Here is a 20,336-nt window from a genome sequence, read left to right as displayed (position 1 = left end):
CCGATGTCGGCCACCACCGTCCTGACCGCCCGCGCCCTCCTGCTCGACATGGACGGCACGCTCGTCAATTCCGACGCGGTGGTCGAGCGCGTCTGGCGCCGCTGGGCCGAGGAGCACGGCCTGGTGCCCGACGAGGCGCTCAAGGTCGTCCACGGCCGCCAGGGCTACGCGACGATGGCCGTCCTGCTGCCGGAACGCCCCGTCGAGCAGAACTACGCCGACAACCGCACCCTGCTCGCCCAGGAGACCGCCGACGTCGAGGGCGTCGTCGCGATCCCCGGCGCGCCCGCCTTCCTGGCCGCGCTGGCCGCCCTCCCGCACGCCCTGGTCACCTCGGCCGACGAGGCGCTGGCGCAGGCCCGGATGACCGCCGCAGCCCTGCCCATGCCCGACACCAGGGTCACCGCGGAGCTCGTCGGAGCGAGCAAGCCGGACCCGGAGGGCTTCCTCAAGGGCGCGGCCGAACTGGGCTTCGCCCCGGCCGACTGCATCGTCTTCGAGGACTCGGAGGCGGGCATCACCGCAGGCAGGGCCGCCGGCATGCGCGTGGTGGGTGTGGGCCCGCGCGCGGGTGCACACAGCCCCACCGTGCACGTCGCCGACCTGACCGGCATCAGCGTCGTGGCGACCGCGGACGGCGCGCTGACGCTGCACATCTCGCACTGAGACCTGAGACCTGTACAACCGAGAACTGAGAACCGAGAACTGAGACCTGAGACCGTTGGACGACCACCGCTCCGGGCCCGCATCGCACACCGCGACGCGGGCCCGTCGCCGTCATCCCACGATCAGCCCGCGATCGCCTCGAACAGGCTGAACGCCGCGAGCGCCAGCATCAGCGCCGCCGCCACCTTGGTGATCAGGCTCAGCGGTACGTACTTCATCAGAGTCCGGCCGCCCAGAATGCCGATGCCCGCGACCGCCCACAGTGCGAGCACCGCGCCGAGTCCCACGGAGACCGGGTCGTCGTACCGCGCCGCCAGGGTCGCCGTCATGATCTGGGTGAGGTCACCGAACTCCGCGACCAGGATGAGCATGAAGCCCGCGCCCGACACCTTCCAGAAGGACTGGTCCGCGGGGGCCTTGACCTCTCCCTCGCCGTCGTCCTTCTTCAGCAGCAGTACGGCCGCGCCCGCGAGGAACAGGACACCTACGACGCCCTGTACGAGCCGGTGCGGCAGCAGGGTCAGCACACTGCCCGCCGCGATGGCGAGACCCACATGCACGGCGAAGGCGGCGGCGACGCCCACGAAGACGTAACCGGCGCGGTAGCGGGTGCCGAGCATCAGGCCGGCGAGGGCGGTCTTGTCGGGGAGTTCGGCGAGGAAGACGGTGCCGAAGACGATCGCCATGATGGTGAAGCTGATCACGGGAGGGGGTTCCTCAATCGGTTGGGCTGCCCGTACCGAGAGAACCTGGGTGTTTCAGGGGTCACTTCGGCACGACAGCGTTCATGGAACAACACTGTGGCCGAAGGTCTCGCTGGAGGACCGTGAAACAGTCCCCCTCCGGGCGCCGGCTGAGGCGAGCTCAGCAGTATGTCGACGGTCCCGGCGAAGAGCTACTCCCCTTCTGCTCGGTACACGATACGCGACGCCCGCCCGCGCCCGTCAGGGCCGGAGGTCCCGGTACGCGACACCTCCGCCCGGCCGTCAGGACGGGAGATCCCGGTACAGCCGTCCGCGTACCACCAGCTCAAGCACCACCGCGACGGCCACCGCCTGCACGGCGAGCAGCGCCACCAGTACGAAGAGCTGCACCACCCCCGCGAGCAGCGGTGAGGCGCCGCCGAGGAGCATGCCGACGAACGCGCCCGGCAGCGTGACAAGCCCCACCGTCCTGGTCTGGTCGAGCCCCGGCAGCAGCGCGTCGGACGCGGCCGGACGGGCCACCTCCAGCCGGGCCTCGCGGTCCAGCAGGCCGAGCGCCATGCCCGCCTCCACCTCCCCGCGCCGCACCGCGAGCTCGTCGAGGGCGCGCCGGCCGCCCAGCACCGACGCGGTGAGCGCACCGCCGATGAGGATTCCGGTGATCGGGACCAGTGTGATGCCGACGGCCGGGACGAGCCCGGTGAGCAGCAGCGCGGCGACGACGGGGGCGACGCCCGCGCCGATCGGCAGGGCCGCCCACCACCAGGACCCGTTGTCGGTCATACGACGCCCCGCGGTGCGCACGGCCACGGCGTACATCAGCGCGAGGAAGGCCAGCAGCAGCCAGCCGGAGCGTGCGACCCACCCGATGAGGAATGCCACGGCGGCGAGTTGGAGCGCGGCGCGCACCCCCGCCGTGGCGATGGCGCGCCCCTGTCCCCGACCGCCGTCCGCGGAGAGGCGTGCGTAGGAGACGACGGTCACCGCGACCGCGAGCAGCACGGCGAGGACGGCCCCGAGCGTGGCGTTGGCGGGCAGCAGCGTCTGGGCCGCGGCCCAGTCGACCGGGCGGGGTGCGGGATCGGGCGGTACGGGCACGGCGCAACCCTAGGCCGGTGACGGCCGGTTCCGGGCCGACGCGCGGCCGACCCGACTCGATGCGCGTCAACCCGGGCCGGCGCGCGGCCAACACCCTCCCCGTGGCGGAAAGTGCCGGATCGTCAGAACACTTGTCGTGACGTGCACATGTCGTCACGCTGTTACCCGGCGCCCATCCCCTCGCAACCTGGCGCCGACACGATGGCCGGGCCCCCAACGGGCGGTACGGCCAAGGTCCCCACACACCAAGGGAGTTCGCATGTCAGGTGTCTACGCGCGTCGAATAGCCGTCCTCACCGCATCCGCCGCACTCGCCGGCACCAGCATCCTGCTCACCGCCCCCACCGCCCAGGCGGCCCCGCCGACCCCGGTCAGCGCCGCCACCGCCCGCACCTACCTCGGCCAGCTGACGGAACAGGCCGAGGGCTCCTCCACCGGCTACAGCCGGGAGAAGTTCCCGCACTGGAGCACCCAGTCCGGCGCCTGCAACACCCGCGAGGTCGTCCTCAAGCGCGACGGTACGAACGTCCAGCAGGACGCCGCCTGCGCCGCGGTCAGCGGCAAGTGGTACTCCGAGTACGACGGCGCCACCTGGAGCGCCGCCTCCGACGTGGACATCGACCACATGATCCCGCTCGCCGAGGCCTGGCGCTCGGGCGCCAGCAGCTGGACCACCGCCCAGCGGCAGTCGTTCGCCAACGATCTGTCCCAGCCGCAGCTGATCGCCGTCACCGACAACGTCAACCAGAGCAAGAGCGACCAGGACCCGGCGGAGTGGCTGCCGCCGCGCACCGCCTACCGCTGCATGTACGCCCGGATGTGGGTGGACGTGAAGCACCACTGGAAGCTCACGGTGAACGCCGCCGAGAAGACCGCCCTCCAGGGCGTCCTCAACAACTGCTGAGACCCGCCGGGGACGGCTGGGACCTCCGGATACAACTGCGCAGATCCTCCTGGAACCTCACAGAATCTCCCGGACGGAACCTCCCCACCCTCCTCCGTCGTTCCGTACCGTACGGGGCGTGCCCGATCGGGGCACGACGGAGGAGGGCACACACATGGCAGGGCTGCGCCTGGGACCACTGCTGCGGCATATCGACCAGGAGACCGGCGACGCCGCGACCGTCTGGGTCGAGACGGACCGCCCCTGCACGGCGCGGGTGCGGTGCGTCGGCGACGCCAGGGCGGGCGGCTCGGCGCGTACGTTCCAGATCGCCGGGCACCACTACGCGCTGGTGACCGTGACCGGGCTGCTGCCCGGCTCGGAGACGGCGTACGAGCTGCTGCTCGACGAGCGCCTCGTATGGCCGCTGGCGGGCTCCCGCTTCCCACCGAGCACCATCCGCACACCGAACACGGCATCGGAGCAAGCGGAGACGTCGGAGCGGTCGGACCAGCAGGTGCGGATCGCCTTCGGCTCCTGCCGGTGGGCCTCCGCGCCCGCCGGCGAGAAGGACCCGGTGGGTCCCGACGCCCTGGACACGCTCGCAGCGACCCTGGCCGCCGACCCGAAGGCCGCGCGCCCCGACGTACTGCTGCTCCTGGGCGACCAGGTGTACGCGGACGAGACGTCGAAGACGACGCGGCGCTGGCTGGCCGCGCGGCGCGATCTGCGCGAGCCGCCCGGGGCGGAGGTCGCGGACTACGAGGAGTACACCCGGCTCTACTACGAGTCCTGGCTGGACCCCGAGGTGCGCTGGCTGCTCTCCACCGTCCCCAGCTGCATGATCTTCGACGACCATGATGTGATCGACGACTGGAACACCAGCGCGCCCTGGCTGGCCGAGATGCGCGACACGCCCTGGTGGCAGGAGCGGGTGGTCAGCGGCCTGATGTCGTACTGGGTCTACCAGCATCTGGGCAACCTCTCGCCCGCCGAGCTCGCCGCGGACGAGCTGTTCGCGGCGGTACGGCAGACGCCCGACGGGACGGACCTGCTGCGGGAGTACGCGGCGCGGGCCGACGCCGACCCGACGTGCGTGCGCTGGAGCTACCGGCGGGACTTCGGCCGGGTGCGGCTGCTGATGGTGGACACCAGGGCGGCCCGCGTCCTGGACGAGCAGCAGCGCGCGATGCTCGACGCCGGCCAGGAGCAGTGGGTCCGCGAGCAGGCGCTGGAGGACCCCGGTTCGTACGACCACCTCCTGATCGGGACCTCGCTGCCCTGGCTGCTGCCGCCGCTGGTCCATGACGCGGAGAGCTGGAACGCCGCGCTGTGCCGGGGCGAGCGGGGCGAGCGCTGGGCGCGCTTCGGCGAGGATCTGCGCAGGCGGGCGGACCTGGAGCACTGGGCGGCCTTCCCGGATTCGTTCGACCGGCTCGCCACGCTGATCGCGGAGGCGGGGTCGGGGCCCGATGCCCCGGCGACGGTGTGCGTGCTGTCCGGCGACGTGCACCACGCGTACATCGCGGAGCCCCGGTGGCACACGGGCGGCCCCGACGCGCAGGTGCTGCAACTGACCTGCTCCCCCGTGCACAACGGCATTCCCCGTTCGATACGGGTCGGCTTCCGCTTCGGCTGGAGCAGGGCCGGCCGGCGCCTGGGCCGCTTCCTGGCGCGGCACGGGCGGGTGGCGGAGCCGCAGATCAACTGGCGCAAGACGTCGGGGCCGTGGTTCGGGAACCAGTTGATGACGCTGACGCTGCGCGGGCGGGCGGCGACGCTGAGTCTGGATCAGGCGCGCACGAAGCGAGGCGGCGGTGTCCGGCTCGCGACCGTACTGGAGAGGAATTTGACCGAACCAGAGTGAAGTGTTGAGAAGTGCTGCGAAGTGTTGATCTGCTGCCGTGATCCTTCCCACAGCGGAGGGAGATCCTCGACAGGATGACTACGACTTCCGGCGCTCCCCCGGCATGATGAACCGGACCCTCAGCTTCCAGTAGCCCTCATGCCTCAACGCCCCGGGAGTCACCGGTTTGTCCGCAGCGCATCACGCCCTCGCTGTCGTCGGCGCCGGCCCCCGGGGCACCAGCGTGCTCGAACGGCTCTGCGCCTCCGTGCCTGCACTCGCGCCGGACGCACTGCTGACGTTCCATGTCGTGGACCCCGCGCCGCCCGGCCCCGGCAGGGTCTGGCGGACCGGACAGCCGGCCGACCTGCTGATGAACACGGTCGCCTCGCAGGTCACCCTCTTCACCGACGAGAGCGTCGGCTGCGCGGGCCCGGTCCGTCCGGGGCCCAGCCTGTACGAGTGGGCCGCGGACCGCGGCGGCGAGGCGCTCGGCCCCGACGACTATCCGACACGCGCCTGCTACGGCCGCTACTTGGAGTGGGTCTTCGGCCGGGTGGTGCGCGCCGCACCGGGGACCGTGACGGTGCGGGTGCACCCCGCGCGGGCCGTCGGCCTCCAGGACGCCCCCGACGCCACCCAGACGCTCACTCTCGACAACGGTGTCACCCTCACCGGGCTCAGCGCGGTGATCCTCGCCCAGGGGCACCTGCCGGTGCTCCCGGACACCTCCCAGGCCGCATTGACGGCGTACGCCGCCCGGCACGGCCTGCGCCATCTGCCGCCCGCCAACCCCGCCGACCTCGACCTGTCGGCCCTGGCGCCGGGCGAGCCCGTGCTGTTGCGCGGTCTCGGCCTCAACTTCTTCGACCACATGGCGCTGTTGACGGCCGGCCGGGGCGGCACCTTCACCCGCCGCGCCGACGGCAGCCTCGACTACCGCCCCAGCGGTCGCGAGCCACGCCTGTACGCGGGGTCGCGGCGCGGGGTGCCGCACCAGGCGCGCGGCGACAACGCGAAGGGCCCGTACGGCAGGCACGAGCCGCTGCTCCTCACCCCCTCGGCGATAGCCGCCTTCCGGGTCCGGGCGGACGCGGGCGATCCGCCGGACTTCCTCGGCGAGGTATGGCCGTTGGTCGCCAAGGAGGTGGAGACGGTCTTCTACGAGACGCTGCTCGGGGAGACTCGGCCGTCGGGCCCCGGGGGTTCCACCGGGGGCTCGGACTTCCGGGCGCGCTTCCTTGCCGCCCCGCACCGCAGCGCCCAAGAGGCCGACGTACTGGGCGAGTTCGGGATACCCGCGCACGAGCGCTGGTGCTGGGACCTGATCGCCCGCCCGCACACCGGCCGCACCTTCCACGACCCGGCGGACCACCGCGGCTGGCTCCTGCACCACCTGCGGCGGGACGCGGCGCACGCGGCGCTCGGCAATGTGGCGGGCCCGCGCAAGGCCGCCCTGGACGTGCTGCGCGACCTGCGCAACGAGCTGCGGCAGATCGTCGACCACGCCGGGCTGCCCGGCGCCTCCCGGCGCGATCACCTCGACCGCTGGTACACGCCGCTCAACGCCTTCCTCTCCATCGGGCCGCCGCGCCGCAGGATCGAGGAGATGACGGCCCTGATCGAGGCGGGCGTGCTCGATGTGATCGGCCCGCGGACAACCGTGCGGACGCAGGGCGGGGCCTTCGTCGCCTCCTCCCCCGATGTGCCGGGATCCGAGATCCGGACCTCGGTGCTCGTCGAGGCGCGGCTGCCGGAGCCCGACCTGCGCTCGACCGCCGATACGCTCCTCGCGCGGCTGCTCAGGACCGGCCAGTGCCGCCCGCACACGGTCGACGGGTACGAGACGGGCGGCCTCGACGTGACCCGCCGCCCGTACCGCCTGATCAACAGCCGAGGGGAGGCGCACCCGGCGCGGTTCGCGTTCGGCGTGCCCACGGAGGGCGTGCACTGGGTGACCGCGGCGGGCGCCAGGCCCGGCGTGGACTCGGTGACGCTGGCGGACGCGGACGCGGTGGCGCGGGCCGCTCTGCGGGCGGCCACCACGGTACGTACCAGGGCACTCCTCAGCTCCGTCAACCCCGTGGGCGCCGTCAGCCCCGGCAGTCCCGTCAGCCCCGCGGCTGCGGACCGAACGGCACGCTGAAGCAGGCCACGCGCTCGCCCGCACCGCCCGGGGCCCGGTGGATGACCACCGAACGTGCCTCGCCCGGCCGGAATCCCCAGCCGTGGTGGGCGCTCGCCGTGCCTTCGCCGCGCGCGTCGGCCGTGAAGTCGAGCCACACCTCATTGGCCGGATCGACCCGGTCAGGGTCGAGAACGTGCTGGTAGTGCGGGCCCGCGTCCCCGGGGCGGGTGCCGCACGGAGCGGTGTGCACATGCGCGCCGTACGCGTGGCCAGGCAGGACGCCCCGCACGCGTGCGCGCACGCGCGTGCCGTTCACGTCCGACTTCTGTTCGACCTCGATGAACGCGGCGGCCGGCACAAGATCCATGTTGTACGTCACGGCCGCCGACGGGATCAGCGCGCTCGGCGGCGAGAACCGCCCTTCGGCCCGCAGCCTGAAGCACTCACCGGCGCCACCACCGGCACCCGCGCTACTCGCCACCAGCGCCGCTACAGCGGCACCGACCACTATTCCTGCCACCATCCGCCTGCTCCTCGCACTCGCCCCCCTTTCAACCCGTACGTGACCCACCTTCCGCGCGTCGCGCGGTCGACGCCACGTCCAGGAGGGCAGCCGGGTGAACATGACCTGGCCGCCGACCACTGGGAGCGCAGGCGTACGCTGATGGGCTGTAAAGCCGCTCCTGCCGCTCCCCTGCGACGTCGCGGCGTTGCTGACGAATCGGGGAGTCACGTTGTTCGAAAGTGTGGGGGCGCTGACCGGCAGCCCATGGATCTATGCGGTCGTGGCGCTCTCCGTCGTCCTGGACGTCTTTGTGCCGGTGCTTCCCAGCGGAGTGCTGGTGATCACGGCCGCCACCGCGGCGGCAGCGGGATCCACCACGGCGACCGTCGCGAGCGCCACCGGCCAGGTGGCCACGCAGGTGCCCGACATCCTGATCCTGATGGCGTGCGCGACCGCGGCCTCCGTCCTCGGCGACTACGCCGCGTACCGGCTGGCGTGGCGCGGGGGCGCGCGCCTGGACCGGGCGATCGCCCGCTCGCGCCGCCTGACCGCCGCGCAGGAACGTCTCGGCACGGCGCTGGCCCGCGGTGGCGGCGCCCTGGTCGTGGTCGCCCGCTTCGCCCCGGCCGGCCGCTCGGTCGTCTCGCTGGGCGCGGGAGCGGCGCACCGCAAGGTGAAGGAGTTCCTGCCCTGGTCGGCGCTGGCGGCCCTGGCATGGGCGGGCTACGGCGTGGGCCTGGGCTATTTCGGCGCGCAGTGGCTGGGCGCGACCTGGCTGGGCGTGGCCGTCTCGGTACTCGCGCTGTTCGGCGCGGGCGCCCTGGCGGCCCTGGTGGTACGCCGCCCGTTGCAGGCCGCGACAGCGCCCGCGCCGGCGGCGCCGTAGTACCTCCTACGACGCCTTGCGAGCGGCGGCCCCACGCACTTCGATCCCGGCGAGCAGCTTCCTGGTCGCCTCGGTCACTTCGGCGACGGCCTGCTCGAACACCTCGCGGTTGTGGGCCGCCGGGGCGCGGAATCCGGAGACTTTGCGTACGTACTGCAGGGCGGCCGCGGCGATTTCCTCGTCGGTGGCCTCCTCCGGCAGGACGGGCGGTCGGAGTGTTTTGATGCTGCGGCACATACTCCGACGATACGCCGACCGGTCCTGGCGGGCAGGGTCGATCCAGGGTGACCGCACGGACCGGTGACCGCACGGTCTGCCACCTACCGGTAGATCGCCGGGGTGCTGTAGACGTACAGGGCGATGACCGCGACCACGCACACGAGGGCCACCCAGGAGCTGAAGCTCGTGCGGCGTACTCGGCGTACGCCGCGCCGCGGCTTCCGGGGCCGCCGGGAACGGCCGAAGCGGCGGGTGCGGCCGGTGCCGGCCGCGTCCCCCGACCCACCGGCTCCGCCGGACCGCGCCCGGCCCGGCTCGCGTGCCGTGTCGGCGGCGGCGGCGGTCTCGGCGAGCAAACGGCGGCAGGCCGCGGCGAGTTCGCCCGTCCCGGCGGCAAGCGGCACGACCGCCTCCGAGCGGGCCGGCGCGGTGGTACCGCCTTCGAGGATGCGGCCCGCGCGAACGAGGATCTGACCCTGGCCGCCCGCGGGTGCCAGGCTGATCCAGCGCTGGACGTGCTCGCCCCGTATGACCACACCTCCGGAGCGATCCCGGTAGACCGTGTGCTCGCGCCACAGCAGCGCGCCCAATTCGACTGCCTTTTCCCTCAGTTGCCCGCTCATGCGAATCCCCCTCCGCCATCGGCACAAACACCGCACTCTAGCGTCAGGTACACACCAACCCGGCGCCGGGCTGCGCCACCGCGCGCGGAGACATCACGGAGGCATCGCGAGGACATCCCGCCCAACTCGCTCATTGTTTCCGGTCACATCCCTGGGAACCGCTGGACCCCCGCGCTACCCTCCGCCGCATGATTTCCACGGTTGTCTGGGGTACCGGAAATGTCGGCCGTGCGGCCATCCGTGCCGTCGAGGCCCACCCGGCTCTGAAACTCGCGAACGTACTGGTCAACAACCCCAAGAAGGTCGGCCGCGACGCGGGCGACCTGGGTGGGCTCGGATACCAACTGGGGGTCACTGCGACCGACGACATCGATGCGGTCCTGGCCGCCGGTCCCCAAGCCGTGGTGTACGCCGCGTCCGGCGACATTCGCCCCGACGACGCCCTCGCCGACATCGTCAGGGCGATCCGGACCGGGGCCGTGGTCGTCACTCCCGCGCTGTACGCGCTCTACGACCAGCGCAACGCCCCGCCGGAGCTACGCGATCCGGTGCTGGCCGCCATCGCGGAAGGCAGCGGTTCGTTGTTCGTCTCCGGTGTCGACCCCGGCTGGGGAAACGACGTACTGCCGCTGCTGATCAGCGGTCTGGGCACCACCGTCGATGTGATCCGCTGCCAGGAGATCTTCGACTACTCCACCTACGACCAGCCCGACTCCGTCCGCTACCTGGTCGGCATGGGCCAGCCGATGGACTACGAGCCGCTGATGCTCGCACCGACCGTCCCCACCATGGTGTGGGGCGGGCAGATACGGCTGATGGCCAGGGCGCTCGGCGTCGAACTCGACGACATACGCGAGACCTTGGACCGCCGCGCCCTCGAAACCACCGTGAGCACCCGGACGATGGGCGAGTTCGAGGCCGGCACCCAGGGCGCGGTGCGGTTCGAGGTGCAGGGCATCGTCGAGGGCGAGCCGCGCATCGTCATCGAGCACGTCACCCGCATCCACCCGTCCTGCGCACCGGACTGGCCGACGCCGCCCGACGGCGCGGGAGCGCACCGGGTCGTCATCGAGGGCCGCCCGCGCATCGAGGTCACGATCGAGGCCACCGACGAGGGCGACAACCGGTCGGCGGGCGGAAACGCCACCGCCGTGGGCCGGTTGGTGAGCGCCGTCGACTGGCTCATGGACGCGGCACCCGGACTCTACGACGCGCTCGACGTGCCGCTGCGCCCCGCAGTGGGCAAGCTCGGAAGGAGCAAACGATGAGGATCGACATCCCCGAGGGCCAGGAGCCGATCGGCTATGTGTGGGGCGACATGGTCCCCGGCATCGGCATGGCGGCCGCAAACTTCTCCCTGTCGGTGTACGCACACACGACCCTGGGGCTGCGCGAGTTCGAGGCCGCGCGGCTGCGGATCGCGCAGATCAACGGGTGCCTCTTCTGCCTCGACTGGCGGACCGACCGGGACGGCGAGAAGGTCGAGGACGAGTTCCCCGAGGCGGTGACCCAGTGGCGCACCACGGACGCGTTCGACGACCGCACCCGGCTAGCCGCCGAGTACGCCGAGCGGTACGCGCTGGATCACCACGGCATCGACGAGGACTTCTGGACCCGGATGACCGCGCACTACAGCCAGGTCGAGATCGTGGAGCTGAGCATGAGCATCGGTTCCTGGCTGGCGTTCGGCCGGCTCAACCATGTGCTGGGCCTCGACGCCGTGTGCGTACTGCCGGGGCACTGATGCCCGGCCGGGGGCCGCTCGGCGAACCGGCCGGCCCCGGCATCGGACACTGCTTCGGACACTGCGGATCGAACTACAGATCCGTAGCGATGATCTTCTCGATGTTCCGCTCGGCGAGAGCGGTGATGGTGACGAACGGGTTGACGCTGGTGTTGCCGGGGATCAGCGCGCCGTCGATGACGTACAGCCCGGTGTAGCCGTGCAGGCGACCGTAGTTGTCGGTGGCCTTGTTCAGGACGGCGCCGCCGAGCGGGTGGTACGTGAGGTGGTCGCCCCAGATCTTGTACGTACCGAAGAGGTCGGTCCGGTAGATCGTCCCCTCCTTCGCGTTGATCTTGTCGAAGATCGTCTTGGCCGCGTCGATGGACGGCTGCTTCCACGCGGTCTGCCAGTTCAGGTCGACCTTGCCGGTCGCGGCGTTCCAGCTGAACTGGGCGCGGTTCGGGTTCTTGGTGATCGACAGATAGAACGAGGCGTACGTCTCGATCCCGGTCGGCAGCGGCGCGACTTCGGCGAAGGCGCCGCCGGTGTCCCAGTTGTCGATGCCCGCCGACGGCATGGCGCACTGGACCTTGCCGGTCGCGTCCCACATGTGGTTGGCACGGCCGCACATGACGTTGCCGTTGTCGCCCCAGCCCTTGCCGATCTCGCTGTTCAGGTTGGGCAGCACGCCGGTGGCCTTCAGCTTGGTCAGCAGCTTGCTGGTACCGACGCTGCCGGCCGCGAAGAACACCTTGGCCGCAGTCACGGTCTTGGTGGCCGTGGTGTCACCGTTGGTGTTGATCTGCTCGATGGTGACCGTGTAGCCGCCGCCGGACGCCGGGGCGACCGAAGTGACCTTGTGCAACGGCGAGATGCTGACCTTGCCGGTGGCCTTCGCCTCGGCGATGTAGGTCTTCTGCAGCGACTTCTTGCCGTAGTTGTTGCCGTAGAGGATCTCGCCGTCGACCGCCGACTTGGGTACGGACCCGGCCGCCTCCTTCTTCATGTACTCGAAGTCGTACACATTGGGCACGAAGATGAACGGGAAGCCCGAGCGCTGGGCGTGCTTACGGCCGACCCTGGCGTACTGGTAGCACGGGACGGTGTCGAACCAGGCCGGGTCGATGTGGTTGACGCCGAGCCCGGTGTTGGCGCGGGGGTAGTAGACGCCGTACATCTCGTCGACATTCACGGACGGCAGGACGGCGCTGAATCGCTCCCGCTTGGGGGTGACGGCCATGCCGCCATTGACGAGCGAGCCGCCGCCGACGCCGCGTCCCTGATAGACGGTGATGCCGCTGAATTCCTCGGCGTCCAGGATCCCGGTGTAGCGGGGTATGGCCTTGTCGATCGGGAAGCCGAGGAAGTTACTGAGGGGCTGCTTGGTCTTGGTGCGGAGCCAGTAGGACCGCTGGTCCGCGTTGGTCGTGTGCGAGAAGATCTTGCCGTCGGCACCCGGAGTGTCCCAGGCCATGCCCATCTCGATCATGTGCACGTCGACTCCGGCCTGAGCGAGCCGCAGGGCGGCGACGGAGCCGCCGTACCCGGTACCGATCACCAGGACGGGGACTTGGGCCCCATTGTCGATCGGGGCGGCGGCGGTGGCGGCCATGGCCCGATTGACGCCCACTTGCCCGGCGAGGGCTGCGGCCCCCAGAATAGAACCTGTTCCAGCGATGAACCTGCGGCGCGATATACCCTTGAAACCATTACCACGCCTGGTAGGATCACTCATGTGACGTTCCTCACTCTCGAAGGAATGAGAACAGGTTCTACTGCCGCTTACCTGCGAAGTCACTACATACCTCGAAGTAACTTGCGCCCTCCCTATTGACTCTGAGCGCAATAACCTCGCAGTCGATCTCGACCGGGGTCATGAACAGGCCGGGTCAGACGTGCTGGCGGGCGCACTCCGCCCGGGGTCAGACCTTGATGACTCAGACCTTGATGACGGTGACGAGTCCGCCGCACAACCCTGCGAGATCCTCGGGGTCGGACGTGAGCACAGTGACGGGTGCGGGAGCGGCCAGAGCAGTGGCGCCGAGGATGGCGTCAATGGCGCACTTGTGGCCGTGCAGCCCGGCGTCGGCGAGCAGGGCTGTCGCGTGACGGGCAAGGGTCTCGGTGACCGGCTCCACCACAATGCGGGACAGGGTCCATTCGAGGGCCGGGCGGTTGATCCTGGGATGGACGACCTCAACGAGGCTGGCCGCGCTGGTAATTACCCTCATGTCGTCGGCGCGAGCCAGAGCGAGCCACCCCGTCACCTCGCGCTCACGCAGCACGGCCTTGGCCAGGCCCTCACTGTCGAGCACAAGGGTGCCTCCGGGCGCGGCGGGCGGACGCGTCACACGGCGCCTACCGCGCCGGCCGCCCGCTGCTGCTCACGGGCGCGCTGCAGCTGATCGCGCTTGGCCTGAATCTCCTCTTCACCGACCGGCCCGTGCTGGGCCTCGGCGACCGCGTTGAGCTCGTTGAGGTTGTCCCGCTCGATCTGACGCGCCACGGCCGCGGCGACCTACGCGGACAGACCGGAAGGACCACTGCGGGCACGAGCAGCTTCCGCTATGTCGCGGGGCATCGTGATCGAGTATTTCCCGGTGGGCTCACTCATGCTCCTTCTCCTACCTATGATCCTCCGCATACGGGCAGAGATAAGGATTCAGGGTCGACCACCCGACGCGAGAAGCGCGAAGTCTCCGCGCTCGGTCCCGTCGCGGGCGTGCTCAGCCCCGCGCAGGTCGACGAGTTGCACGAGAGCGCGCGACGACGGGGGCGGAGCCCCGGCTGTCCGCCTCGGAGGAAGCGGACAGCCGGGGCCGTTTCAGCGGCCGAGCGTGTACGTCGTCCGGTTCACCGGGTGAATGAAGATCACAAACGGATCCCCGTAGGACGTCCTGGCCCAGCCTCGGTTCTTCTGCGCCGGTGGCCCTGCCGTCGCCTTCGACGCCCGGTAGCTGTCCACCACTTCCGCGTAACGCGGATCAATCCACTCGCGCATACCGGCCTCGTTTCTCTCCGATCCCCAACGACGTTACGGCCGCCGCAGATCGGAGACGAGAGCTTCGGTCAGTTCCCACCCGTATTGGAGCAGTCCCCACTGCACGACCCCTCGGGGCCGGGCGGGGAGTGCTCGCACGAAGCCGCAACGGGGATGGTGATGTCGGTGGGCGCACCCCACATCGCGGGTTCGGGGGTGTACCCGGCAGCCACGATCGCTGCCTGGCTGCGGGTGAGGGCACCCGGATCGTGGCGGCCGGCGTCCGTGGCCTCGGGTACGTGATGGACGAACAGGCCGAGTCGGCCGGCCAGGCTCGCCTTGACGCGCGTGTGCAGGATCAGCGCGTGCCATCCCTCGTCCACCACGCGGGAGGGCTTCAGACGGGCATCCGGGTGTGCGGCGCAGGCCGCTTCGAACTTCAGCGCTTCCAACGTGACCAGCTCGGCCATGTCGACCGTCATGCCGGGATTGTTCCGCTGGACGGTAGCGGTCACGGCGGCGAGGTCCTCGGGGTGGATCAGGTCGCGGACTTCCCGAGTCACGGACGGCTGTGCGGTGATACTCATGGTGGTGTTCTCCCGTTCTCCGGATGGGATGGACCGTCCGCCTCGGCCGGGGTTTCCTGGCCGGATGCATCGGCCGGGGCGGGGCTCAATGAAGCGATTTCTTGTGGCAGTTGCACGCACAGCGCAGGCGTAGGGCGATGGCACCGCCGACCTTGATGTCTTCGTTGCCATGACATTCCCGGTGTTCGCCGATGCGGCACACCCCGGTCTCGTACGCGCCACCACGGGACTCGTTCTCGGCCTTCACTGCCGTGTGTACGCGGCCTCGCCCCCTGGTGCTCACGAATCTCCCGCGGCGCGAACTCGAGCCCGCTCCGAGGCGGCGGCCTCGGCCGTGTCGCGGCAGGGCTTGCAGGCCGTGACAAGCCTCGGCGGGCCCGAGTTGCTCTCGCTGACCAGGGCGCCCAGCTCGGTATCGGTCGGGCCCGCGTGCCAGCGACACCAGTTCTGCATGCCCTCCGAAATAGAGGTTTCGGGCTCGCCCAAGGTCCCGGACCCGCAGCGCGGGCACGTGCACCTATCGCGGACGTCGAGAGGTTCCGGCAGCCGCTCGGGGTCACCCTGCAGGACAGTGATCCGCGACCCGAGGTCGCGTCGTTGTCCGTCAGCCGCTACCCGGTACACCTTGATGGTCATGGTCATCGCTACGCCTCTTCCGACGTCGGGATCCGGTCCGGATGCTGCTCCGTTCCGGTTGCCTTCTTAGCGTCGAGCGATTCGGGTAACTCCAGCATGCCCAGCGGGGGTTACCAAGCTGGTAATACACTCGTTGCAGCTTCTGCAAGGTGCGTCCGCGTGCATAAGATCGCCCCGGAAGTCGGCCCCCATGGATGCCACCACCCCCGGCCCGCTCAACCCCGACGTACTCGACAGAGACGACGTCCGACGAGCGCTCACTGAGCACGACTTCGGTGCCGCCTTCACCCTGATCAAGAAGTGGGGCGGCATCTCACAGAACCGGATCGGGGCAGCCTGTCAGCTCACCCCCGGCAAGGTGTCCACAATCACCAGCGGGGCTCAACGGGTCACGTCCTTCGATGTGGTTTGCCGCATCGCCGACGGACTGCGCATCCCCGGCAGCCTGCTCGGGCTCGCCCCCCGGCCGTGGGAGACAGCCACCGAGACACCGGTCGAGCGCCCACCGGCCCCGGCGGGGGCTCGACCAGCCTCGCTCGACGTTCCGTGGCGTCCCGACGCGACAGTCGATCTCGCCTCCCACCTGACTGGAGCGGACCTCTTGATGGACCGACGCACCATGAATCGCGCACTGGCCGGAGCAGCTATAACCGGTGCTGCCCTGCTCGATTCCCTCGAAGGATGGCTGCAGCCCGCCGCCGCAGTGCCGGGGCCACGGCGCCGGGGACGCCTTGGCATGACCGAAATCGGCGAACTGGAAACAACCGCTCGCGCGTTCCGCCAATGGGACCACCGATACGGCGGCGGCCTGCGTCGAAAAGCTGTACTTGGTCAGCTGAACGAGGTCTCGGCGAACCTTGACGAGCACCAGGCGCCGGCCGTCGAAGCACGTTTGTACCGCATCATGGCTCAACTCGCCGGGACCGCCGCCACGATGTCATGGGACTGCGGACTACAGAGCCGAGCGCAGGACTACTACCGGCTCGCGCTGCGTGCCGCACACGCCGGAGGCGACGCCGTGTTCGGTGCCAATGTCCTTGGCGGGATGGCACGGCAGATGCTCTACCGCGACCGGCCCGACGACGCCCTGCAGCTCATCAACCTCGCCCAAGAGGGCGCGCGCGACGCCATCGGGCCACGCGTTCGGGCGATGCTCCACACCCGCGAGGCATGGGCGTACGCAGCGCAGGGCAGGACCGCCGGGTTTCAACGAGCGACGGCGCGCGCTGCCGAGGCGCTTGCCGCTGCAGTGCCGGGTGAGGAAGAGCCATACTGGATTGCCTACTTCGACAAGGCTGAGTTCGCCGGGGTCACCGGGGGCCGACTCCTCGACATGGCCCGGCAGGACCCGCGCCAGCACGCCGAGCGGGCCGCCACCGAGATCCGCCGTGCACTGGCCGCTCGCGGTCCCGAGGCAGGCCGCTCCCACGCACTCGACCGCATCGGCCTCGCCGAGTGCCGCTTTCTCGTCGGTGACATCGTGGGAGGTGCCGAGGAGACCGGGTTCGCGGTCGAAGCTGCGCGGCACACACAGTCCGGACGTGTACGGACACAGCTTGGCCAGCTCTACCCGTACACAGTGGGGCACAGCGCGTCGCGATCGGTACGCGGGGCGCGGGATAGTATCCGCGACCTGCTGTCGAGCTGAGGAGGGGCCGCGTGGTGACGCTGGCCGTAACCGGGCACATGGATCTGACCGACGGGAGCGTGCCGCTGGTGAGAGCAGCCCTGCGCGAGGTGCTCCTGTCGTACCGTGAGGATCTCGTCGGCATCTCGTGCATCGCCGCCGGCGCCGACTCGCTGTTCGCCGAGGCGATTGTCGAGGCAGGCGGTCGGCTCGTCGCAGTGCTGCCTTCCCAGGACTACCGGCAAACGAAGGTGAAGCCGGGCCACGCCGAACTGTTCGACCGCCTGCACGCGGCGGCAGACGAGGTCCTCGTCATGCCGCACTCGACCGCGAACCGAGAAGCGTACGAAGCCGCGAACGCGGTTCTGCTTGAGCGGGCCGACCGGCTCGTCGCGGTGTGGAACGGTTCCCCCCCGTCAGCCAAGGGCGGCGGTACGGCGGATGTCGTGGCTGATGCGCGCACGGCCGGTATGCCGGTGGACGTTGTGTGGCCGGATGGCGCCGAACGCCGGACGTGACCAGCCCGGTCATGGTCTGGGCGCACGCACGGACGGGACATTTCTGCGCTACGCGTCAGGATGGCTCAAGCGGCGACCGGTCGCGAATGACCCCTCTGATCCGTAGCTCTATGCAGACCGGTCAGGGAAAGTTATACCGGTGGCGCCGAGGCCTCAGCAGCCAGCCAACTGTTTGTGGCAAGTGATTGGGCCCCAGTCCGACATCAACGTTGGCGCCATCAGATGTTCGACCGGCGGGCACGGCCTGTGGACAGGTCACCGACACCCGGATCGGGCGCTGCCGGAAGGAGACCAGCCGATCGCTGCCCTGATCGCCTCGCGGACCGCACGCACCGGAGCTGCGGGCTCCATGGGGACGAGGATGGCCTCGGGGTCGACGATCGGCTCCCTGAGCGTCACGCCGAAGGCCGGTACCTCCGCGAGCCGTTGCGTAGCTGCTTCGACGATCGCCCTCAGGTTCTGGCCGTCGATGTCGCCGAGGAACCCGATGCCTTGCATGGTGAGGTGCAACCACCGATCGGGGATCAAGTCGAGCCCACCGACCGGTGCGAGAGCAGTGCGGTACTGCTCTGCGAGCCGGTGGACCTCTGGCTGCTCGTCGAACGTCAGATGCCAGTTGTAGAAGCGGCGGCCGGCCTTCCAGCCGGGCCGCCACCACCAGTGATCACGCATGTGCTCGGGTCCAGTCGTCATGGCCCGAGATCCAATCAGCCCGAGCCGTCCCCTGACGAGAGGGCAAGGCGCCTCGGTGCCGAGTCGAGGCACCACTCTTCAAGCGTGCGGCGGGCTGCTGTGATGCCGGTGCTGTCCGCCGCCGGACCGTGCCCCAAGGCCACGGCGAGCTCTCGCATCCGTTGCGTCACAGGCCCCATACGCCGCTCAGCGGGCATCGCCAGCACGGGCAGCAGCGCGTCCATGATGCCCTCGGTCTCGCCGCACCCCAGGAGCGCCGACGCGTGGCTGATGTGGATCTGCGCCTCGGTTCCGTACGCCCTGACGGGCTCCAGTGCGGTCCGGGTCTCTCGCAACGCCGCGCGAGGGTGTCCCGTGCCCAGGTGCACAGCTGCTGCGTAATTCACCTGCCGCGCCTCGGGGCAGGAGAAGAGTCCGCCGATGTCGTCCTCGCCGACGAGCGTGGAGCCGGCGTGTTCGGCCCATCGGGCCCGGCAGGGCCCGATGGGAGAAGGTCGGATCAGACGGTTGGCGCTCGACGGAACAGACCGGCGAGCGGAGCGAGCCCTTGGTTCACGGAGCGGGACCACGCGGCGACGACTCGCGAGAGGAACGGCAGCGCGGCCGACGGAGTCCGCTGGGGAAGATCTACAGGAGCCACGTGCCCGTGAGTGGCACGATGCCGCTCCCCCGCCGGAAAGGTGTAGAAACGATCAAGGCCCAGGTTGCCGGACTACTACCGGCGACCTGGGCCCTTGTCGTACTACCTGCTGGTGGGCGCGGACGGTTTCGAACCGCCGACATTCGCCTTGTAAGGGCGACGCTCTACCCCTGAGCTACGCGCCCTGGATGAGCCAACAGATTACGTGACTCCTCCCCCTCGTAAACGAGGCGGCTTCTCACTTGACCCCGAGGGGTCTCATGACGGCCAAGCCCTGACCGCTGCCGAAGCAGATACGCAGTGTACTCCGCCGCTTCGCGGCTCCGAACTCCAGGATGCGCTTCCCGCCCGGCCTGAAGGCCGGGATCCCCACGGGGGATCAGGGACGTCTCACGAGGCGACATCGCAAACCGTTTGGTCACCCGAGTCGCCCGCGCCGGGCCGGAGTCCGCCCGCCGCCGCCCGCCGGGGGGATAACCCCACCCCCGATCCGGTGGCACTCCGGATCGTCCCGGAGGCTCCGGCTTCGTAGCGTGGAGTCTGTCAGCAGGAACTATCAGGGGGAACGGTCACCGTGGCACTTCGTACTCGCACTCTCACCGCCGTCGGCGGAGTCGTCGTTGCCATGGTCGCCCTTAGCGGCTGCGGCGGTGATGACGCCAAGGACGCGCCTGCCGAGAACCGGTCGTTCGCCTTCAGCGGGGACACCCTGACCGTCGACGCCGACAACTCCGCGCTGGAGCTGGTGCCCGCCGATGTGAAGGACGTGCAGGTCACCCGGCGCGCCGACGGGTGGGTGTTCCTCGGGGAAGGGCCCAAGAACAGCTGGGAGCTGAAGGACGGGAAGCTCGTCCTTCAGCAGAAGTGCGACGCGCTCGCGAGCGACTGTGACGCCTGGCATCGGGTCAAGGTGCCGCGCGGGGTCGCCGTGACCGTGCTGAGTGACAACGGGAGCGTCAGGGCCACCGGGTTCGACACCTCGCTGAAGATCCAGTCCTCCAACGGCGAGGTGCGGGTGGAGGACTCCAGCGGCGCGCTCGACCTGGACAGTGACAACGGCCAGGTCGTCGCGAAGGGAATCTCGGCCAAGAAGGTGACCGCGGACTCCGAGAACGGGGCGGTGCGGCTGGGCTTCAGTGCCGTGCCGGACCTGGTGGAGACCGTCAGTGACAACGGTGAGATCGTCATCGACCTGCCCAGGACGGGGTACGACGTGACGACCCGCAGCGACAACGGCGACGTCAACGTGGACGTCCCGCGGGACGAGAACAGCACGCATGTGGTGAAGGCCCGCAGCGACAATGGGGAAGTCACCTTGCGAAGTGCGAACTAACGGGCCCGTGTGTTCGTCCTTACCTGGTGGGAGACTGT

22 protein-coding genes, 1 tRNA gene and 1 pseudogene are annotated in these 20,336 nt (G+C 70.1%); 10 read left to right on the top strand and 14 right to left on the bottom strand.

Annotated features, from left to right (window positions below; genetic code table 11):
* Positions 1-3: 3 nt before the first annotated feature.
* Positions 4-666, top strand: a complete 663-nt coding sequence (locus ABCR94_RS32375) for an HAD-IA family hydrolase (protein WP_347124295.1) — start codon at positions 4-6, stop codon at positions 664-666.
* Between the two features lie 122 nt (positions 667-788).
* Here ABCR94_RS32375 and ABCR94_RS32370 read toward each other — a convergent pair whose 3' ends face one another.
* Together ABCR94_RS32370 and ABCR94_RS32365 are read right to left on the bottom strand one after the other, a co-directional pair.
* A complete protein-coding gene (locus tag ABCR94_RS32370; RefSeq protein ID WP_347124294.1) occupies positions 789-1,370 on the bottom strand; it encodes a TMEM165/GDT1 family protein in 582 nt (193 codons plus the stop codon).
* Between the two features lie 282 nt (positions 1,371-1,652).
* Entirely contained in the window at positions 1,653-2,468 is an 816-nt protein-coding gene (locus ABCR94_RS32365; protein WP_521978330.1) for an ABC transporter permease, read from the bottom strand.
* Positions 2,469-2,727: 259 nt separating this feature from the next.
* On the opposite strand from ABCR94_RS32365, the gene ABCR94_RS32360 reads away from it, so the two are divergent.
* The 3 genes from ABCR94_RS32360 to ABCR94_RS32350 all read left to right on the top strand — a co-directional run bounded on the left by ABCR94_RS32360 (position 2,728) and on the right by ABCR94_RS32350 (position 7,343).
* Positions 2,728-3,372 carry an HNH endonuclease family protein gene (locus ABCR94_RS32360; RefSeq protein WP_347124293.1) on the top strand — a complete coding sequence of 215 codons (645 nt, stop codon included), beginning with the start codon at positions 2,728-2,730 and terminating at the stop codon, positions 3,370-3,372.
* Positions 3,373-3,526: 154 nt separating this feature from the next.
* Positions 3,527-5,218 carry an alkaline phosphatase D family protein gene (locus ABCR94_RS32355; protein WP_347124291.1) on the top strand — a complete coding sequence of 564 codons (1,692 nt, stop codon included), beginning with the start codon at positions 3,527-3,529 and terminating at the stop codon, positions 5,216-5,218.
* Positions 5,219-5,384: 166 nt separating this feature from the next.
* On the top strand, positions 5,385-7,343 hold the full coding sequence (locus ABCR94_RS32350; protein ID WP_347124289.1) for an FAD/NAD(P)-binding protein: 1,959 nt from the start codon (positions 5,385-5,387) through the stop codon (positions 7,341-7,343).
* Here ABCR94_RS32350 and ABCR94_RS32345 read toward each other — a convergent pair.
* Positions 7,309-7,848, bottom strand: a complete 540-nt coding sequence (locus ABCR94_RS32345; RefSeq protein ID WP_347124288.1) for a superoxide dismutase family protein — start codon at positions 7,846-7,848, stop codon at positions 7,309-7,311. The genes ABCR94_RS32350 and ABCR94_RS32345 overlap by 35 nt on opposite strands.
* Before the next feature lie 211 nt (positions 7,849-8,059).
* On the opposite strand from ABCR94_RS32345, the gene ABCR94_RS32340 reads away from it, so the two are divergent.
* Positions 8,060-8,716, top strand: a complete 657-nt coding sequence (locus ABCR94_RS32340; RefSeq protein WP_347124286.1) for a DedA family protein — start codon at positions 8,060-8,062, stop codon at positions 8,714-8,716.
* A gap of 6 nt (positions 8,717-8,722) precedes the next feature.
* On the opposite strand, the gene ABCR94_RS32335 is transcribed toward ABCR94_RS32340, so the two are convergent.
* Both ABCR94_RS32335 and ABCR94_RS32330 read right to left on the bottom strand, forming a co-directional pair.
* Positions 8,723-8,953: a DUF2277 domain-containing protein gene (locus ABCR94_RS32335; RefSeq protein WP_347124284.1), complete on the bottom strand. Its 231-nt coding sequence runs from the start codon at positions 8,951-8,953 to the stop codon at positions 8,723-8,725.
* 83 nt (positions 8,954-9,036) lie between these two features.
* Positions 9,037-9,558, bottom strand: coding sequence for a hypothetical protein (locus tag ABCR94_RS32330; RefSeq protein ID WP_347124282.1), 522 nt, complete (start codon positions 9,556-9,558; stop codon positions 9,037-9,039).
* A gap of 188 nt (positions 9,559-9,746) precedes the next feature.
* Between ABCR94_RS32330 and ABCR94_RS32325 the strand changes: the two genes are divergently transcribed.
* Positions 9,747-10,826, top strand: coding sequence for an NAD(P)H-dependent amine dehydrogenase family protein (locus ABCR94_RS32325; RefSeq protein ID WP_347124280.1), 1,080 nt, complete (start codon positions 9,747-9,749; stop codon positions 10,824-10,826).
* Positions 10,823-11,302: a carboxymuconolactone decarboxylase family protein gene (locus tag ABCR94_RS32320; protein WP_347124278.1), complete on the top strand. Its 480-nt coding sequence runs from the start codon at positions 10,823-10,825 to the stop codon at positions 11,300-11,302. The genes ABCR94_RS32325 and ABCR94_RS32320 overlap by 4 nt, the downstream gene beginning before the upstream one ends.
* Before the next feature lie 73 nt (positions 11,303-11,375).
* Here ABCR94_RS32320 and ABCR94_RS32315 read toward each other — a convergent pair whose 3' ends face one another.
* The 6 genes and pseudogenes from ABCR94_RS32315 to ABCR94_RS32290 all read right to left on the bottom strand — a co-directional run bounded on the left by ABCR94_RS32315 (position 11,376) and on the right by ABCR94_RS32290 (position 15,493).
* Positions 11,376-13,019: a GMC oxidoreductase gene (locus ABCR94_RS32315; RefSeq protein WP_347124277.1), complete on the bottom strand. Its 1,644-nt coding sequence runs from the start codon at positions 13,017-13,019 to the stop codon at positions 11,376-11,378.
* A gap of 202 nt (positions 13,020-13,221) precedes the next feature.
* Positions 13,222-13,635 (bottom strand): DNA-binding protein, encoded by a 414-nt coding sequence (locus tag ABCR94_RS32310; RefSeq protein WP_347124275.1) that lies wholly within the window; start codon positions 13,633-13,635, stop codon positions 13,222-13,224.
* Positions 13,632-13,898, bottom strand: a pseudogene (locus tag ABCR94_RS32305) (CopG family transcriptional regulator). Before ABCR94_RS32305 ends, ABCR94_RS32310 begins: the two are co-directional and overlap by 4 nt.
* Before the next feature lie 210 nt (positions 13,899-14,108).
* On the bottom strand, positions 14,109-14,285 hold the full coding sequence (locus tag ABCR94_RS32300; protein WP_347124273.1) for a hypothetical protein: 177 nt from the start codon (positions 14,283-14,285) through the stop codon (positions 14,109-14,111).
* Between the two features lie 68 nt (positions 14,286-14,353).
* Entirely contained in the window at positions 14,354-14,851 is a 498-nt protein-coding gene (locus ABCR94_RS32295; protein WP_347124271.1) for a glycine-rich domain-containing protein, read from the bottom strand.
* Positions 14,852-15,130: 279 nt separating this feature from the next.
* Positions 15,131-15,493: a hypothetical protein gene (locus ABCR94_RS32290; protein WP_347124269.1), complete on the bottom strand. Its 363-nt coding sequence runs from the start codon at positions 15,491-15,493 to the stop codon at positions 15,131-15,133.
* A gap of 184 nt (positions 15,494-15,677) precedes the next feature.
* On the opposite strand from ABCR94_RS32290, the gene ABCR94_RS32285 reads away from it, so the two are divergent.
* Positions 15,678-17,135, top strand: a complete 1,458-nt coding sequence (locus ABCR94_RS32285; RefSeq protein ID WP_347124267.1) for an NsdA family TPR-like regulatory protein — start codon at positions 15,678-15,680, stop codon at positions 17,133-17,135.
* Between the two features lie 11 nt (positions 17,136-17,146).
* Entirely contained in the window at positions 17,147-17,632 is a 486-nt protein-coding gene (locus ABCR94_RS32280; RefSeq protein ID WP_347124266.1) for a hypothetical protein, read from the top strand.
* 255 nt (positions 17,633-17,887) lie between these two features.
* Here ABCR94_RS32280 and ABCR94_RS32275 read toward each other — a convergent pair whose 3' ends face one another.
* The 3 genes from ABCR94_RS32275 to ABCR94_RS32265 form a co-directional block, all read right to left on the bottom strand.
* Positions 17,888-18,325 carry a 2'-5' RNA ligase family protein gene (locus tag ABCR94_RS32275; RefSeq protein WP_347124265.1) on the bottom strand — a complete coding sequence of 146 codons (438 nt, stop codon included), beginning with the start codon at positions 18,323-18,325 and terminating at the stop codon, positions 17,888-17,890.
* 14 nt (positions 18,326-18,339) lie between these two features.
* Complete coding sequence (locus ABCR94_RS32270; protein WP_347124263.1) at positions 18,340-18,711, bottom strand: hypothetical protein; 372 nt, start codon at positions 18,709-18,711, stop codon at positions 18,340-18,342.
* 364 nt (positions 18,712-19,075) lie between these two features.
* Positions 19,076-19,150: transfer RNA gene (locus tag ABCR94_RS32265), tRNA-Val, on the bottom strand.
* Between the two features lie 440 nt (positions 19,151-19,590).
* Here ABCR94_RS32265 and ABCR94_RS32260 point away from each other — a divergent pair.
* The gene (locus ABCR94_RS32260) at positions 19,591-20,298 is read left to right on the top strand and encodes a DUF4097 family beta strand repeat-containing protein (RefSeq protein WP_521978352.1); all 708 of its coding nucleotides are present in this window, start codon (positions 19,591-19,593) and stop codon (positions 20,296-20,298) included.
* Positions 20,299-20,336: the final 38 nt, after the last annotated feature.

It is taken from the genome of Streptomyces changchenzhani, assembly GCF_039766235.1.
Taxonomy (GTDB): Bacteria; Actinomycetota; Actinomycetes; order Streptomycetales; family Streptomycetaceae; genus Streptomyces.
This window is presented reverse-complemented; position numbering and strand designations above follow the sequence as displayed.